Here is a 15,162-nt window from a genome sequence, read left to right on the forward strand (position 1 = left end):
CCATGTCTCAGACCCTCCAAGCTTCCCAGCTCCGACTCGCTGACTGGGGCGTGATTCGCGCCCAGGGCGCCGACGCCGCCAGCTTCCTGCATGGCCAGCTGACCCAGGACTTCGCCCTGCTCGACCGCGAGCATGCCCGCCTCGCCGGCTTCTGCACGGCCAAGGGCCGCCTGCTGGCGACGATGGTGGGCTGGAAGCAAGGGGACGAAGAGATCCTGCTGGCCCTGCCGGCCGAGACGCTGGCCGCGACCTTGAAGCGCCTGTCCATGTTCGTGCTGCGCGCCAAATGCAAGCTCAGCGATGCCAGCGGCGAGTTCGCCGTCTACGGCTTGCTGGGCACGGCCGCGGCTGAAGCCTGGACGCTCGCCCGAGACGGCGATGCGGTGCAGATCGCCCTGCCCGCCGCGCCTGGCATTGGCCGCGCCCTGCGTGTGCAGCCCGCCGGCGCGCCTGCTCCCGAAGGTGCAGCGCTGTCGACTGATGACTGGGCCTGGGCCGAGGCCGAGGCCGGCGTGGCCTGGGTGCGTGGCGCCACCGTCGAGGCCTTTGTGCCGCAGATGATCAATTTCGAGGTGCTGGGGGGCGTGAGCTTCAAGAAGGGCTGCTATCCCGGCCAGGAGATCGTCGCCCGCAGCCAGTACCGCGGCACGCTGAAGCGCCGCCTGCAGGTCTTCGAGACCGATGCGGCGGCGACGATCGGCCAGGAGATCTTCCACAGCGCCGATCCCGAGCAACCCGCCGGCATCGTCGCCGGCAGCGGCGCGCGCAATGGCCGCACCGCCATCGCCGCGGAGATCAAGCTCGCCGCTCTGGAAAGCGGCAGCCTGCATCTGGGCAGCACCGGCGGCGCCACGCTGCAGCCGCGCGCCCTGCCCTACGAGATTCCGCCCCAGGAATGAGCGTGCAGCTCTACGTCTACTACCGCGTCGCGGCCGACCAGGTCGACGAAGCGCTCATCGCCTTCCGCAAGGCGCGCGTCGAGGCGCCCATCGAGCTGCTGCAGCGGCCCGAGCCCAACGACCAGGGCCAGTGGACGTGGATGGAGATCTACCCCGAAGGCTGGGGCCACCGCGAGCCGCAGGTGGCAGCGGCCATGGTTCAGTGGCTGGCGAGTGAACGCAAGGTCGAGAGATTCGAGATGCTCGGCTAAATAGCCCTGACCATCTCCACATGCCCGATGCCCGCCTCTTCGAAAGGCTGGCCGCGCCGCTGGAAGCCGGCGCGCAGATAGAAGTTCTCGGCCGACAGCTGCGCATGCAGCAACACCTCGCGATAGCCCTGCTTGCGGGCCTCGGCCATCAATGCATCTAGCACCTGGCGGCCGATCTGCGTGCCGCGCATGGAGCGCAGCACGGCCATGCGGCCGATCTTCGCGACGCCCGGCACATGCTCCAGCATGCGGCCCGTGGCCAGCGGCACGCCGAAGCGGTTGCGAGCCAAGGCGTGCAGGCAGCTGGCGTCGGCGGCGTCCCATTCCATGTCGGCCGGGATGCCCTGCTCCTCGATGAAGACCTGGCGGCGGATGGCCCCGGCGGCCTCGCCGTGTTCGCGCCAGTTGCCGACGGCGACGTCGACGACGCTCTGGCCGCCCTCGAAGCCATGGATGACGTCGCGCAGCGAGTCCGGCAGGCGCTGCGGCGTCTGCGCTACCGGGTCGGCGAAGACATAGACCATGTCGGCCTGCACCAGCAGCTGGTCACCGCGGAAGAAGGCGCCGTCGACCTTCATGGAGCTGTTGCCGAACTCGCGGCAGCGCACGCCGATGTCCAGGCGGTCGTCGTAGCGGGCCGAGGCGAAGTAGTCCAGCGCAGCGCGGCGCACGAACAGGTCCCCACCGAGCAGCTTCATCGTGTCGGCGTAAGGCAGCGCCAGCGCGCGCCAGTAGCCGCTGATGGCCGTGTCCATATAGGTCAGGTAGTGGCCGTTGAAGACGATGCCCTGGGCATCGATCTCGGCCCAGCGCACGCGCAGCGGCTCGAGGAAGCGGAAGTCTTGGCGTTTCATGGCTGGAGATATTCCTTGATGGCCGCGGCGCAGAAGTCCAGCGCCGCGATGGCCTCGGGCAGGCTGCGACCCATCTTGATGAAGTCGTGGGTGACGCCGCGCGCCAGCTCGAGCTGCACCGGCACGCCGGCTGCGCGCAGCAGGTCGGCATAGGCCAGGCCTTCGTCCACCAGCGGATCGGCCTCGGCCAGCAGCACGGCGGCGGGTGCCAGACCGGCATGGTCTTCGGCTTCCAGCGGCGCGAAGCGCCAGTCGGCGCGCTGGTCGACGTCGATGTAGTGGCTGAAAAACCATTCGATGGTCGTTGCGTCCAGCAGATAGCCTTCGGCGAAACGGCGGTGCGAGTCGTGGCTCATGTGGGCCGCGGTGCCGGGCGTGATCAGCAGTTGCAAGGCCAGCGGCAGGCCGCGCTCGCGGGCGAAGAAGGCGGCGCTGGCGGCCAGCGTGCCGCCGGCGCTGTCGCCACCGACGGCCAGGCGCAAGCCATCCAGGCCGAGCGTGGCCGCATGGTCATGCAGCCAGGTCAGGCCGGCCCAGGCGTCATCCACGGCGGCCGGAAAGCGGTGCTCGGGCGCGAGGCGGTAGTCCAGGGCCAGCACGGCGGCGCCGCTGCGCTGGCTCAGCTGACGGCACAGGCTGTCATGGGTTTCGAGGTCGCCGATGGTGAAGCCGCCCCCGTGCAGATAGAGCATCACGGGCAGCTTGTCGGCGCTGGGCGCGTACAGGCGCGCCGGGCGGCCGGCGGCTTCGATGTCTTCGACACGGGCCAGCGGTGCCCGCGGCAGGTCGAGGATCTCGGCGCCCATGCGGTAGGCCAGGCGCGCCTCGCGCGCCGTCAGCGAATGAAAAGGCGGCCGCTTGGCGCGCTGGATGCGCGTCAGCAATTCGGCCATGCGGGGGGTCAGCGAGGTCTTCTTGTCGGTCATCGAGCCCGCATTGTCTGCGGTGGCACCCAGGGGTCGCGCAGCGGTGCCTGGAAGGCCTTCTCGTGCGTCGGCGCCACGCTGCCCGGCAGCTGCAGCGTGCCGGCACGATCGACGGCGACGACCGCACGCGCCTGCTGGGCCCGGCGCTCGGGCCCGAGGTCGGCCGCGGCGCGCAGGGCCAGGGTATTGGCATAGAAGGCCTTGAGGTCGGCCAGCTGGGCGATGCGCGTCTCGTCGGTGAGATAGCTCATGTGGCCGCCGGCATAGTTGCGGATCTTCACGCGCGTCGCATCGACGCGGGCCAGATCGGTCTCGGTCAGGTGAAAGGGCGTGGCCAGGTCGTGATAGCCGTTGACGGCCAGCACGCGCAGGCGCGGGTTCTGGGCCAGTGCGGCCGAGAGGTCGGGCAAGGTGTCGGGCAGCGACTTGCCGGCATGGCTGAAATCCCAGAAGTTGATGGCATTGCTGAGCACCACATAGGTCGACGCGTTGCGATAGCCGAGCTGGTCGCGCAGATGGGTGGCGATGCCGGTGGCGAAGCTGTCGTTGATCCAGGTGCTGGACACATCACCGTCGGCCGCCAGCGCGCTGCCGACGGCCGCCTTCATGCGGCCGTCGTAACGGCCCAGCTGCTGGCCGGAGATCAGCCAGATGCGGAAGTTGTCGGCCGACACGTTGAGGCTGTTCTGCCAGCGCGCCGCAGGCAGGCCGGTCAGGTCGGCCAGCGGCTGCCAGATCGTCGGCGTCGGCATCTGGGCGAACCAGGCCTGCAATGCCGGGGCGTAGACCTGGTCGGCGTAGACGCGGGCCTGCGCCGCCCAGGCATTGAGGTCGGTGGGCACGGGCTGGGTCAGGCGGTGGAAGGCGCCCACCGCGGCGAAGCTGGGCAGGTAACCACCGCAACCCTGGCCATTCGTGATGCCGCAATTGCTGTTGTAGTCCATGGCCGGCGACTGCAGCACCAGCCCGTCGAGCATCACGCCGGCCTCCTGCAGCCGGCGCGCCAGCACGGCCGTGCGCGGCCCGCCATAGCTCTCGCCATAGAGGTATTTGGGCGAGGCGGCGCGGTTGTTGACGGCGAGGTAGCGCTGGATGAAGTCGCGGAACAGGGCCGCGTCGCTGTCCACGCCCCAGAAGCTGCGGTTGGTGAAGGGCGCGATGGCCTGGGAATAACCGCTGCCCACCGCATTGACGAAGACGAGGTCGGTCTGGCCCAGCAGGTGCTCGGCGTTGTCGATCATCGGGAAGGGCCGCGCGGCCGTCGTGTCGGGCGCGTTGCTGACGAGGCGCTTGGGGCCGAAGCTGCCGAGCTGCAGCCAGACCGAGGCCGAGCCCGGACCGCCGTTGTAGAAGAAGGTGACGGGACGGGTCGACGCATCGGCACCGGGCTGGGTGTAGGCGACGTAGAACACCGAGGCCTCGGCCGCGCCATTGGCATCGCGGGCGATCAGGTGGCCGGCCGTGGCCGTGTAGCTGATCGTCTGCCCGTTGGCCGTCAGCGTCTGCGTGCTGATGGCGGCGGCCTCGACGACGCCTGACAGCGAGGCGTCGGAGGCCGAGGAGTAGACCGTCGTGTCGGTCAGCCCGGGCTGGTTGTCGACCGGCGGTGTCGGCGGCGCTGCCGAGCCCCCTCCTCCACCGCCGCCGCAGGCGGCCAGGACAAGCGAGAGCAGCAGGGCCGAGGTGGTAGTCGCACGCATGACGGCAAGTCTAGACATGCGGCACTACCATGAGGAAAGACATTGTGGAGAGCGCGCCATGGCCCAGATCCTCTACCTGACCCGCATCGAGCTCGAGTTCGGCGCCAGCCGCCTGCTGCCGGCCGAGTGCGAGCGCATCGGCATCCGCCGCCCCCTGGTCGTGACCGACGCCGGCGTGCGTGCCGCCGGTGTGCTGGACGAAGCCCTGGCGGCCTTCGAGGTCAAGCCGCCCGTCTTCGACCGCACCCCTCCCAACCCGACCGAGGCCGCCGTGCGCCTGGCGGTGGAAGTGGCCCGGGAGTTCGACTGCGACGGCCTCATCGCCATCGGCGGCGGCTCCAGCATGGACCTGGCCAAGGGCGTGGCCATCGCCGCCACCCACGAGGGCCCGCTGAAGCGCTACGCCACCATCGAAGGCGGTGCCGTCAACATCAGTTCCAAGGTACTGCCGCTGATCGCCGTGCCGACGACGGCCGGCACCGGCAGCGAGGTGGCGCGCGGCGCCATCCTGATCGTCGACGACGGCCGCAAGCTGGGCTTCCACAACTGGGAGCTGCTGCCCAAGGCCGCCATCTGCGACCCGGCGCTGACGCTGAAGCTGCCGCCGGCCCTGACGGCCGCGACCGGCATGGACGCCATCGCCCACTGCATCGAGACCTTCCTCGCGCCGGCCTTCAACCCGCCGGCCGACGGCATCGCCTGGGAGGGCCTGCGCCGCGGCTGGCAGAGCATCGAGCGCGCCACCCGCGACGGCAGCGACCGCGACGCGCGCCTGGACATGATGTGCGCCAGCGTGCATGGCGCCATGGCCTTCCAGAAGGGCCTGGGCGCCGTGCATTCCCTCAGCCATTCCCTGGGCGGCATCAACCCGCGCCTGCACCACGGCACGCTGAACGCCGTCTTCCTGCCGGCCGTCATCCGCTTCAATGCCGAAGCCGACAGCGTCAGGCGTGACGACCGCATCGCGCGCCTGGCCCAGGCCATGAACCTGCCCGGCCACGACGCCGACGCGGTGGCCGACGCCATCACGGCGCTGAACGCCCGCCTGGGTCTGCCATCGGGCCTGGCCGCCATGGGCGTGGGGCCGGAACTGGACGAGCGCATCATCGAGCATGCCCTGGTGGACCACTGCCACAAGACCAACCCGCGCATCGCCAGCCCCGACGACTACCGGAACCTGCTGGCCGAGTCCCGGTGAGCCGCGACATTGCGCATCGTTTGCAATGCCGACAGCGTGATCGAAGTCCCAGAACGAAGCCGACTTGACAGCAAGGCCGGCTCTAGCATCTCCTGTTGCCTCGCGCGCCTGCGCGGGATCGAGAAAAGAAGACTGGAGAGATCATGAACAAGCTATCCATCGGCAAACGGTTGGCGGCCGGTTTCGCGCTGGTGCTGGCACTGGCCGCCTGCGTCATTGCGCTGGCTTCGTGGCGCCTGAGCGCGACGGCCTCGGCGACGCGGCAGATGATGGACGAGCCGCTGGCCAAGGAGCGACTGATCTCCGACTGGAACCGCAACATCAACTCCGGCGTGCGCCGCACCATGGCCATCGCCAAGAGCTCCGACGCCTCGCTGGTGGAACTGTTCAAGGAAGACCAGGCCCAGTCCACGCAGTCGTCCAGCGTGATGCAGGACAAGCTCAAGGCCTTGATCCGCTCACCCGAGGAGCAGCGGCTGTTCGACGAGGTCGGCAAGGCGCGTCAGGTCTACATCGCATCGCGCGACGAAATCGTCAAGCTGAAGAAGGACGGGCAGGCCGAGGCGGCCGACAAGCTGCTGATGGACGTCTTCGTGCCGGGCTCCAAGGTCTATCTCGCCCGCATGCAGGAGTTCCTGGACTTCCAGCGCAAGGCCATCGACCAGACCGCCGCCGACATCGACGCGGCCAACGGCAACGGCCGTGCGCTGTTGCTGGTGTTCGGCCTGGTCATGCTGGCTCTGGGCATGGGCGCGGCCTGGGCCATCACGCGCAGCATCACCGTGCCGCTGGCGGCCGCCAACGAACTGGCCGAACGCGTGGCGGACGGCAATCTGATGCGCTCCGGCCAGGGCATGGTGGCGCGCTCCGACGAGATCGGCCAGCTGCAGACGACGCTGCGCCGCATGCGCGAGACACTGTCCCAGACCATCGGCAGCATCCGCGACTCCGCCGAATCCATCGGCACGGCGTCGGCCGAGATCGCCAGCGGCAACCAGGACCTGAGTGCCCGCACCGAGAAGGCGGCGTCCAGCCTCGAGGAGACGGCCAGCGCCATGGAGCAGCTGACCGGCACGGTGCAGAACTCGGCCGCCTCGGCCGGGCAGGCCAATTCGCTGGCCGTGTCGGCCGCCAGCGTGGCCCAGCGCGGCGGCGAGGTGGTGGCCCAGGTCGTCAACACCATGGACGAGATCAACACCAGCTCGCGCAAGATCGCCGACATCATCGGCGTCATCGACGGCATCGCCTTCCAGACCAACATCCTGGCGCTGAACGCGGCCGTCGAGGCGGCACGCGCGGGTGAACAGGGGCGCGGCTTTGCCGTGGTTGCGGGCGAAGTGCGCTCGCTGGCCGGCCGCTCGGCCGACGCGGCCAAGGAGATCAAGAGCCTGATCGGCAGCAGCGTCGAACGCGTGGAGGCCGGTTCCCGCCTCGTGTCCGAGGCGGGCAAGACCATGGACGAACTCGTCGGCGCCGTGCAGCGCGTCAAGGACATCATGGGCGAGATCACGACGGCGACGGCCGAGCAGTCCGACGGCATCGCCCAGGTCAACATCGCCATCGCCCAGCTCGACCAGGTCACCCAGCAGAACGCCGCGCTGGTGGAGCAGTCCACCGCCGCGGCCGAGAGCCTGCGCGAACAGGCCGCGACGCTGAACGGCGCCGTCGGCACCTTCCAGGTCGCGCGGAACTAGGCCTTTAGTCCCCACCGCCTCCGCAGCTCGAGCCACAACTCGAGCCGCAGCTGCTGCCGCCGCCATCCGAGCTGGCGTCGCAGCTGCTGTCGCTCGAACTCCAGCTGCTTCCACAACTGCTGCCGCTGTCGCTGCCTTGGCGCCGGCGCAGGGCCGTCGTCAGCTCCGACTGGGTCATCAGGCCCAGGGCCACCAAGCTGGCGCCGCAGATGGCTGCGTGCATCACGACATCGCCGCTGGGCTTGCCGAAGCCGTCGATCCGGCGATGCGCCAATGTGCCCTGCTGATAGCCGTAGGACCAGCCCGTGGGCAGGCGCAGCAGCCCGTCGAGGGCGAAGAGCAGCGGCAGCTTGGGTCCGAGCAGCTCCAGGCCTTCGCTGCGGCAGGCACCCGTCCAGCTGCGCGCCAGGCAGTCTTCGAGCGGCGCCTCCAGTTCGGCGTTTTCGCGGTGCTCCACGACGCGACCGAAGTAGCGCTGCTGCCAGGTGGCCAGTCCCGACGGATCCAGCTTCAACCACACATGCCAGACCGAATCGGCCGCCTTGCTGGGCAGGGCGCAAGCCCCCTGCCCCTTCTGCAGCCGACAGGCCTCGAAGAACTGCGCCAGGCCCAGCGAGCAGCGCAGCCAGGCGCCGTCGTCGGTGGCCAGGCCGGGGAATTCTTCGGGCGCGTGATGCGCCCAGGCGGCACGGACGGTGGAGGGGATTTGCCCGGCGGCCACGGTGGCCGGCGGGCAGCGCCTGCGCAGCGCCTCGCGTCGGCTGGCCTCCCGCTGCAGCGCCCACCAGGCGCCGAGACGGTGGACGAGGCTGAACTTTGTTTTTGTTGTTGTGTTGTTCATGGCGTCAGTCTGTGACCTGAGTATGACGCGCTCGTGACAAAGAAAAAGACCCGCCGAAGCGGGCCGTGAAAGTCAGGAGTTGACGTTCTGACTGTGATTGACCGTGGTGTTCTCAACCATGCTTGGCGTCGAAGAACTGCTCGTCTTCGGTCGAGCCCTTCAGGGCGGCCGTCGAAGCATTCGCCTCGATGGTCGTCGTGACGGCGTCGAAGTAGCCGGTGCCGACTTCGCGCTGGTGCTTGACGGCGGTGAAGCCCTTCTCGGCAGCGGCGAATTCAGCTTCCTGCAGCTCGACGAAGGCGCTCATCTGGTTGCGGGCATAGCCGTAGGCCAGGTTGAACATCGAGTAGTTCAGGCTGTGGAAGCCGGCCAGCGTGATGAACTGGAACTTGTAGCCCATGGCGCCCAGCTCGCGCTGGAACTTGGCGATGGTGGCGTCGTCCAGGTTCTTCTTCCAGTTGAAGGAAGGCGAGCAGTTGTAGGCCAGCAGCTTGCCCGGGAACTTGGCATGGATGGCGTCGGCGAAGGCCTTGGCAAAGGCCAGGTCGGGCTTGCCGGTCTCACACCAGATCAGGTCGGCATAGGGCGCATAGGCCAGGCCGCGGCTGATGGCCTGGTCCAGGCCGTTCTTGGTGCGGTAGAAGCCTTCGACGGTGCGCTCGCCGGTGCAGAAGGGCTTGTCGTTGTCGTCGATGTCGGCCGTGACGAGGTCGCCGGCTTCGGCGTCGGTGCGGGCGACCAGCAGCGTGGGCGTGCCCATCACGTCGGCGGCCAGGCGGGCGGCGACGAGCTTGGCGACGGCTTCGCGGGTGGGGACGAGCACCTTGCCGCCCATGTGGCCGCACTTCTTGGCGCTGGCCAGCTGGTCTTCGAAGTGCACGCCGGCAGCACCGGCCTCGATCATGGCCTTCATCAGCTCGAAGGCGTTCAGCACGCCGCCGAAGCCGGCTTCCGCGTCGGCCACGATGGGGGCGAAGAAGTCGATGTCGTCCTTGCCTTCGCTCCACTGGATCTGGTCGGCGCGCTGGAAGGTGGCGTTGATCTTCTTGACGACCTTGGGCACCGAGTCCACCGAGTACAGGGACTGGTCGGGGTACATCTCGCCGTTGCTGTTGGCATCACCGGCGACCTGCCAGCCGGACAGGTAGATGGCCTTCAGGCCGGCCTTGACCTGCTGCATGGCCTGGTTGCCCGTCAGCGCGCCCAGGGCGTTGACGAAGGGCTCGGTGTTCACCAGGCCCCACAGCTTCTCGGCACCGCGCTTGGCCAGGCTGTGCTCGATCTCGATGGAACCGCGCAGGCGCACGACGTCGGCGGCGGTGTAGCCGCGGGTGATGCCCTTCCAACGGGGGTTCTCGGCCCAGTCTTTTTCGAGGGCAACGATCTGTTGTTCACGGGTGAGGCGGGTCATGCAGTACTCCTTTGAAACATCGAAAACCGATGGCTCAAGACTAGGGCTTGGACCTCGCCTTGTGAAGGCCCGAGTCTTATATAAGACAAAAAACTTTTCCCATAACAAACAATGACTTGCGTTCTTATTTTCAAATCAAGAAAGGCAATTCTTCATAATGAGAAATCATGCGGCAGTGCAGCATGGGTGACTTTTTACGATATGAAAAGTGACTTTCGAATCGTGAGAACGAGGCCTTCAGAATGACCCGGCAACCACCGCAAAGACACCATGACCCTGCTGATCACACCCCGGCTGCGCCTGGAACCGCTGGAGGACCGGCATTTCGACGGCCTGTATGCACTCAACAGCGATCCGGCCGTCATGCGCTACATCACCGGCCGGCCCGACACCCGCGAGGACACGCAGGCCATGATCGATCGCGTGAAGGCGCGCTGGGCCGAGCTCGGCTATTCCTGGTGGGGCTTCATCCGCCAGGAAGACGGCCTGCTCATCGGCTGCGGCTGCATCCAGCACCTGAACCGCGACCCCTCGGGCCCGCTGGAGACCGGCTGGCGGCTGCGCCGTGACGTCCACGGCCAGGGCTATGCCAGCGAAGCGGCCCGCCACATGGTGGGCTGGGCCTTCAAGACCTTGAAGCCGGAACTGATCTGCGCCGTCTGCCAGCCTGAGAACACGCCCTCCTCCACCGTCATGGAGAGGCTGGGCATGAGCTACACCGGCATGGGCCGCTGGTATGACATGGACTGCAAGCGCTACGACGTGACTGCCGCGCAATGGCTCGAAAGCCCTGCAAAAGCGAAGTACGACGCTGAGGCATAGTTCGACCTACTTCAACCCCTTTGCATGGAGGAATCATGGCCAATACCGAACAACGCGGCAACAAGATGACGAAGAAACCGAAGAAGGACGCCGGTCCCGGCAAGGCAGCGGGCTCGGATCGCCCGGTGGCGCCGATGACGGCCGTCATGCCCAAGGGCAAGGAAGCCAAGCTGAAGGGCAAGTAAGCCCTTCGCTGGCCGGCTGCGGACTAGATGCCGCCGATGAAATAGCGCTTCAGGCCGGCCAGCACCATCTCGACGGCGATCGCCGTCAGCACCAGGCCCATCAGCTTCTCGATGGCCGACACGACCGAATCGCCCAGCAGCTTGCGGATGCGATCGGCCAGCACCAGCACCAGGCCCGACACCAGCAGGGCGACGCTGAGTGCACCAATCCAGGCATAGATGCGGTCGGGCTGGCGGGATGCCAGCAGCAGCACGGTCGCCATCGCCGAGGGCCCGGCCAGCAGTGGCACGGCCAGCGGAAAGATCAACGGCTCCTTGCCCGGCTCCAGGCCGTAGGCCGACTCGCCTGAGCTGCCGAAGATCATGCGGATGGAGATGATCATCAGGATGACGCCGCCGGCCACTTCCAGCGAGCGCTCCGACAGGTGCATGACCTCCAGGAAGCTGTCGCCCAAAAACATGAAGGCGAACAGCACGCAGAAGGCGATGCCCACCTCGCGCAGGGCCACACGCGTGCGACGCTCTTTCGGCACCGCACGCATGATGGGGATGAAGACGGGCAGGCTGCCGAGCGGGTCGAGCACCAGCAGCAGCAGGATCAGGGCGGAGAGGAAGCTGTGGTCCATCCGCCGATTGTCCCTGCCCGATTCACAAAGGTCAGTGGCGCTCGCGCGTCAGCGGGCCGAGCGCCGGGCCGCTCCCTAGCCGGCCCGCCAGGGGCGATGTGCTCGCCGGTCGCGCCGGCGAGCATCGCCGTCCCCCCGGGGGACCGACAGGACCCGCCTGCGTTCAGCAGGGCGGGCCCGGGCGAGGGGCTCCATCTTAGAAGCGATAGTAGGCCCGCGCGTAGTAGGACGCGCCGTTCAGGCCGAATTGCACGCTGTCGTAGTAGAAGCCGTTGTCGGTTTCGAACGGATCCTGGCGGGTCGGCTTGACGTTGAAGACGTTGTTGCCACCCACGCTGAGCTTCAGCGCCGGCGTGGCCTGCCAGCTCATGCCCAGATCCATCGAGGACTTGGGCTTGTAGTGCAGATAGACGCCGTCGGAGAAGCCACCCTGGGTCTGGCTGCCGAAGTGGATGAGCTTGGCCTCGCCCGTCCAGGCGCCCTGGCTGTACTCGAAGCCCAGCGTCGCCTTGGAACGCGGACCGCCCTGCTCCATGAAGAGGCGCTCGCGCTCCGACAGCAGCACGTCCTCGAAGCCCTTCAGCGATGCCGGCGCGTTGATGCCCGTCACCTTCGTGTTGCTCACGTTCAGCGCCAGGAAGGTATTGAGCTGGCCGGCGCCGAACTTGGCGCGGTTGGACGCGGTCAGGTCCAGGCCGCGGGTGCGGGTGTTGACGGAGTTGACGAAGAACTGCGCCTGACCGACGCCCAGGCCTTGCAGGATGGCGCCCAGGGCCGGGTAGTTGTCGGCGTCGAAGCGGCCCGACAGCACGATGCGGTCCCGGATGTTGATCTGGTAGAGGTCGACCGTGAAGGAGGTGTCGGTGCTGGGCTTGACCGTGACGCCCAGCGTGAAGTTCTTGGACTTCTCCTGCTTGAGGGCCGGCACGCCGGCGGCGGCCGTGATCTTGCTGCCGTTGGGGGCCAGCACCACATCCAGGGGCTTGCCGCTGATGAAGTCGGTGAAGGTGGACGAGAAGTAGAGCTGCTGCAGGCTGGGCGCGCGGAAGCCCGTGCTGGCGGCACCGCGCAGCAGCACTTCCTTGCTGGCCTTGAAGCTGCCGGCCAGCTTGGCCGTCGTCGAGGAGCCGAAGTCGCTGTAGTGCTCGGCGCGCACCGCGGCGTCCACGGTCAGCTCCGAGGTCAGGTTGGCTTCCCAGTCGAGGTAGAGGGCCTGGCTGTTGCGGCTCTTGTTGGTGGCGTCGGAAGGCTGGAAGCCCGGGAAGCCCTGGCTGCCGGCATTGCCACCGAAGCCCACGCCGTCGGCGTCGACATAGGAGCCGAGCTCGCCGGCGACGATGTCGTACTTCTCCTTGCGGTACTCGGCACCGAAGGCGATGTTGCTGCCTCCCAGCAGATCGGGGAAGAAGCGGCTGACGTCGAAGTTGGTCGTGGCCTGGTTGAAGCCGAAGCCACCGGCGTCGAAGCTGGTCGCGCTGATGCCCTTGCCGCCCGCCAGCAGGTCCTTGTTGGCGATGGAGGCGTTCAGCGTGTGGCTGATGTTGTAGCGCAGCTTGTTGCTGCCGTAGGTCTGGGACAGATCGGTGTCCCAGCCGGCGAAGATCGACTTCCAGCCGACGATGAGGTAGCGGTCCTCGATCTTGCCGTTGATATAGGGCACGAAGCCGTCGGGGTACATCGCGGCCGAGTTGCGGCTGGGGATGTCGTCAGAGCCGACGCCGCCACGCGCCCACGCGCCGGACGAGGCATCACGGTTCTGCGCGCCGACAGTCAGGTAGAGCTTGTTTTCGCCCGCCAGCGGGAACTCGCCGTTCAGATAGACCGTCTTGTTCTTGACCGCGGTGTCGCCGATGGTGCGGGGGCCGACGTTCTCGTCGTTGGGGTCGTTGCGGTTGGAACGGCCCCGGTCCTGCCATTCGCCCGTGATCCCCAAGGTTCCGTCGGCGATCTTGACGCCGCAATAGGCCGAGGCGAGATAGTTCTTGCCATCGCCGGCTGAGTACTGGCCGTAGCCGGCCACGGCCTCGCAGCCCTGCTTCTTCTTCAGCTGCACGTTGATGACGCCGGCGATGGCGTCGGAGCCGTACTGGGCCGCGGCGCCGTCGCGCAGCACCTGCACGTTGTCGATGGCCAGCAGCGGCAGGGAGTTCATGTCCGTGCCCGTCGCGCCGCGGTTGCGGGCGCCGAACAGGTTCACCAGGGCCACCGTGTGGCGGCGCTTGCCGTTGACCAGCACCAGGGTCTGGTCGGAGCCCAGGCCGCGCAGGGCTGCGGAGTCGATCAGGTCGGCACCGTCGGCGCCGGTCTGGCGCGTCGAGTTGAAGGACGGCGACAGGTATTGCAGGGTCTGGGCCAGGTCGAATTGACCCCCGCCCTCGGCCGTCTTGCTCATCGAGTAGATGTCGACCGGCACCAGAGTGTCCGTGCTGGAAGCGGCGGGCAGGGTCTTGCGCGAACCGACGACGGTGACGCGCTCCAGGCTGTTGTCCTGGGCAAAGGCCGACACGGTGGCGAAGAGGCTGAGCGCGGCAAGCGCGGTCGGCAGCAGGCGGGGGGCGTGCATGGGGTGAACTCCGTGAATGCGATATGTGATGGCCGCGGAGTTTGCCCCCCGCCATGGGGGTCCAGAGGGCGGGTGTTGTGGCCCGCCGACAGGTTTGAAACCAACGAAACGAACGAAGCTCCGGTGCAACCCGAGGGCGGGAAAACGAGGGGTTCAGGCCTCAGCCCCGCGGATGGTGCTCGGCGTGCAGCGCTTTGAGGCGCTCGCGCGCCACATGGGTGTAGATCTGCGTCGTCGACAGGTCGGCGTGCCCCAGAAGCAGCTGCACGGCGCGCAGATCCGCACCATGGTTGAGCAGATGGGTGGCGAAGGCGTGGCGCAACGTGTGCGGCGACAGTGGCGCCGTGATGCCGGCCGTCAGCGCGTGTCGCTTGATCAGGGTCCAGAACATCTGCCGCGTCATGCCGGCGCCACGGGCGGTGACGAAGAGGTCGTCGCTGCTCTGGCCGGCCAGGATCTCGGCCCGGGCCTCACGCAGATAGCGGGCCATCCAGTCGCGCGCGTGCTCGCCGAAGGGCACCAGGCGGGCCTTGCTGCCCTTGCCGGTGACGTGCAGCACGGCATCCTTGAAGGCGACATGGGCGCTCTTCAGCGTCACCAGCTCGCTGACGCGCAGGCCGCTGGCATACATCAGCTCCAGCATGGCGCGGTCGCGCAGGCCCAGGGCCGTGTTGACGTCTGGCGCCGCCAGCAGGGCCGAGACCTGGGCCTCGCTGAGCAGCTTGGGCACGCGCAGCGGCTGCTTGGCCGCCGTCAGCTTCAGCGTCGGGTCGGCCTGGATGCGGCCTTCGCGCAGGGCCCAGCGGAAATAGCGCTTGAAGACGGACAGGCGCCGGTTGGCACTCGTCGCCTTGCCGGCCGGCTTGGCGGCGGCGTATTCGAACAGCTTGAGTTCGCTGCAGGCATCCAGCGACACCGGCGCCAGCCAGGCCGCCAGCGCCACCAGGTCGCGCCGATAGGCCGCCTGGGTGTTGGCGCTCAGGCCGTCTTCCAGCCAGAGCGCCTCGATGAAACTCTCAATCCCGGGGTCAGCGGCCACGGCGCATTCCGTATTCGGGCCGAGCGCCGGGCCGCTCCCTAGCCGGCCCGCTCTGGCGATGTGCTTGCGGATCAACGCCGCAAGCATCGCCGTCCCCTTGTATCTTCCCAATTGGACGCTCAGCCGGTGTTGCTGAGAGTCTGCGATGTCGCG

At 67.8% G+C, this 15,162-nt stretch carries 14 protein-coding genes; 6 read left to right on the forward strand and 8 right to left on the reverse strand.

Going from position 1 to position 15,162, the window contains the following annotated elements; translation table 11 throughout:
• The first annotated feature begins 2 nt into the window (after positions 1–2).
• Both ygfZ and AC3WOE_RS27605 read left to right on the forward strand, forming a co-directional pair.
• Positions 3–899: a CAF17-like 4Fe-4S cluster assembly/insertion protein YgfZ gene (gene ygfZ / locus AC3WOE_RS27600; protein ID WP_492695172.1), complete on the forward strand. Its 897-nt coding sequence runs from the start codon at positions 3–5 to the stop codon at positions 897–899.
• A complete protein-coding gene (locus tag AC3WOE_RS27605; protein WP_492695174.1) occupies positions 896–1,150 on the forward strand; it encodes a DUF4936 family protein in 255 nt (84 codons plus the stop codon). The genes ygfZ and AC3WOE_RS27605 overlap by 4 nt, the downstream gene beginning before the upstream one ends.
• Here the strand turns inward: AC3WOE_RS27605 and AC3WOE_RS27610 are convergent.
• Genes AC3WOE_RS27610 through AC3WOE_RS27620 form a run of 3 tightly spaced genes read right to left on the reverse strand, consistent with a single transcriptional unit; the run spans position 1,147 to position 4,630 of the window.
• Entirely contained in the window at positions 1,147–2,004 is an 858-nt protein-coding gene (locus AC3WOE_RS27610; RefSeq protein WP_492695176.1) for a YbgC/FadM family acyl-CoA thioesterase, read from the reverse strand. The two genes, AC3WOE_RS27605 and AC3WOE_RS27610, sit on opposite strands and share 4 nt — an antisense overlap.
• Positions 2,001–2,930: an alpha/beta hydrolase gene (locus tag AC3WOE_RS27615; protein WP_492695177.1), complete on the reverse strand. Its 930-nt coding sequence runs from the start codon at positions 2,928–2,930 to the stop codon at positions 2,001–2,003. The genes AC3WOE_RS27610 and AC3WOE_RS27615 overlap by 4 nt, the downstream gene beginning before the upstream one ends.
• Positions 2,927–4,630 carry a S10 family peptidase gene (locus AC3WOE_RS27620; protein WP_492695179.1) on the reverse strand — a complete coding sequence of 568 codons (1,704 nt, stop codon included), beginning with the start codon at positions 4,628–4,630 and terminating at the stop codon, positions 2,927–2,929. The genes AC3WOE_RS27615 and AC3WOE_RS27620 overlap by 4 nt, the downstream gene beginning before the upstream one ends.
• A gap of 58 nt (positions 4,631–4,688) precedes the next feature.
• Between AC3WOE_RS27620 and gbd the strand changes: the two genes are divergently transcribed.
• Together gbd and AC3WOE_RS27630 are read left to right on the forward strand one after the other, a co-directional pair.
• Positions 4,689–5,828: a 4-hydroxybutyrate dehydrogenase gene (gene gbd, locus AC3WOE_RS27625; protein ID WP_492695180.1), complete on the forward strand. Its 1,140-nt coding sequence runs from the start codon at positions 4,689–4,691 to the stop codon at positions 5,826–5,828.
• A gap of 143 nt (positions 5,829–5,971) precedes the next feature.
• Positions 5,972–7,522 carry a methyl-accepting chemotaxis protein gene (locus tag AC3WOE_RS27630; protein WP_492695182.1) on the forward strand — a complete coding sequence of 517 codons (1,551 nt, stop codon included), beginning with the start codon at positions 5,972–5,974 and terminating at the stop codon, positions 7,520–7,522.
• Between the two features lie 4 nt (positions 7,523–7,526).
• Here AC3WOE_RS27630 and AC3WOE_RS27635 read toward each other — a convergent pair whose 3' ends face one another.
• Positions 7,527–8,363, reverse strand: coding sequence for a UCP032817 domain-containing protein (locus tag AC3WOE_RS27635; RefSeq protein WP_492695184.1), 837 nt, complete (start codon positions 8,361–8,363; stop codon positions 7,527–7,529).
• Positions 8,364–8,475: 112 nt separating this feature from the next.
• Entirely contained in the window at positions 8,476–9,774 is a 1,299-nt protein-coding gene (gene aceA, locus AC3WOE_RS27640) for an isocitrate lyase (protein WP_492695186.1), read from the reverse strand.
• 270 nt (positions 9,775–10,044) lie between these two features.
• On the opposite strand from aceA, the gene AC3WOE_RS27645 reads away from it, so the two are divergent.
• Together AC3WOE_RS27645 and AC3WOE_RS27650 are read left to right on the forward strand one after the other, a co-directional pair.
• Positions 10,045–10,596: a GNAT family N-acetyltransferase gene (locus AC3WOE_RS27645; protein WP_492695188.1), complete on the forward strand. Its 552-nt coding sequence runs from the start codon at positions 10,045–10,047 to the stop codon at positions 10,594–10,596.
• A 35-nt stretch (positions 10,597–10,631) separates the two neighbouring features.
• Positions 10,632–10,781, forward strand: a complete 150-nt coding sequence (locus AC3WOE_RS27650) for a hypothetical protein (protein WP_492695190.1) — start codon at positions 10,632–10,634, stop codon at positions 10,779–10,781.
• Positions 10,782–10,804: 23 nt separating this feature from the next.
• Here the strand turns inward: AC3WOE_RS27650 and AC3WOE_RS27655 are convergent, their stop codons facing one another.
• From AC3WOE_RS27655 to xerD, 3 genes are all read right to left on the reverse strand, one after another.
• Positions 10,805–11,407, reverse strand: coding sequence for a MarC family protein (locus AC3WOE_RS27655; protein WP_492695192.1), 603 nt, complete (start codon positions 11,405–11,407; stop codon positions 10,805–10,807).
• 196 nt (positions 11,408–11,603) lie between these two features.
• Positions 11,604–13,970, reverse strand: a complete 2,367-nt coding sequence (locus AC3WOE_RS27660) for a TonB-dependent receptor plug domain-containing protein (protein ID WP_492695194.1) — start codon at positions 13,968–13,970, stop codon at positions 11,604–11,606.
• Positions 13,971–14,130: 160 nt separating this feature from the next.
• On the reverse strand, positions 14,131–15,096 hold the full coding sequence (xerD, locus tag AC3WOE_RS27665; RefSeq protein ID WP_492695196.1) for a site-specific tyrosine recombinase XerD: 966 nt from the start codon (positions 15,094–15,096) through the stop codon (positions 14,131–14,133).
• Between the last annotated feature and the right edge of the window lie 66 nt (positions 15,097–15,162).

This window comes from Roseateles sp. FW305-36, assembly GCF_058787015.1.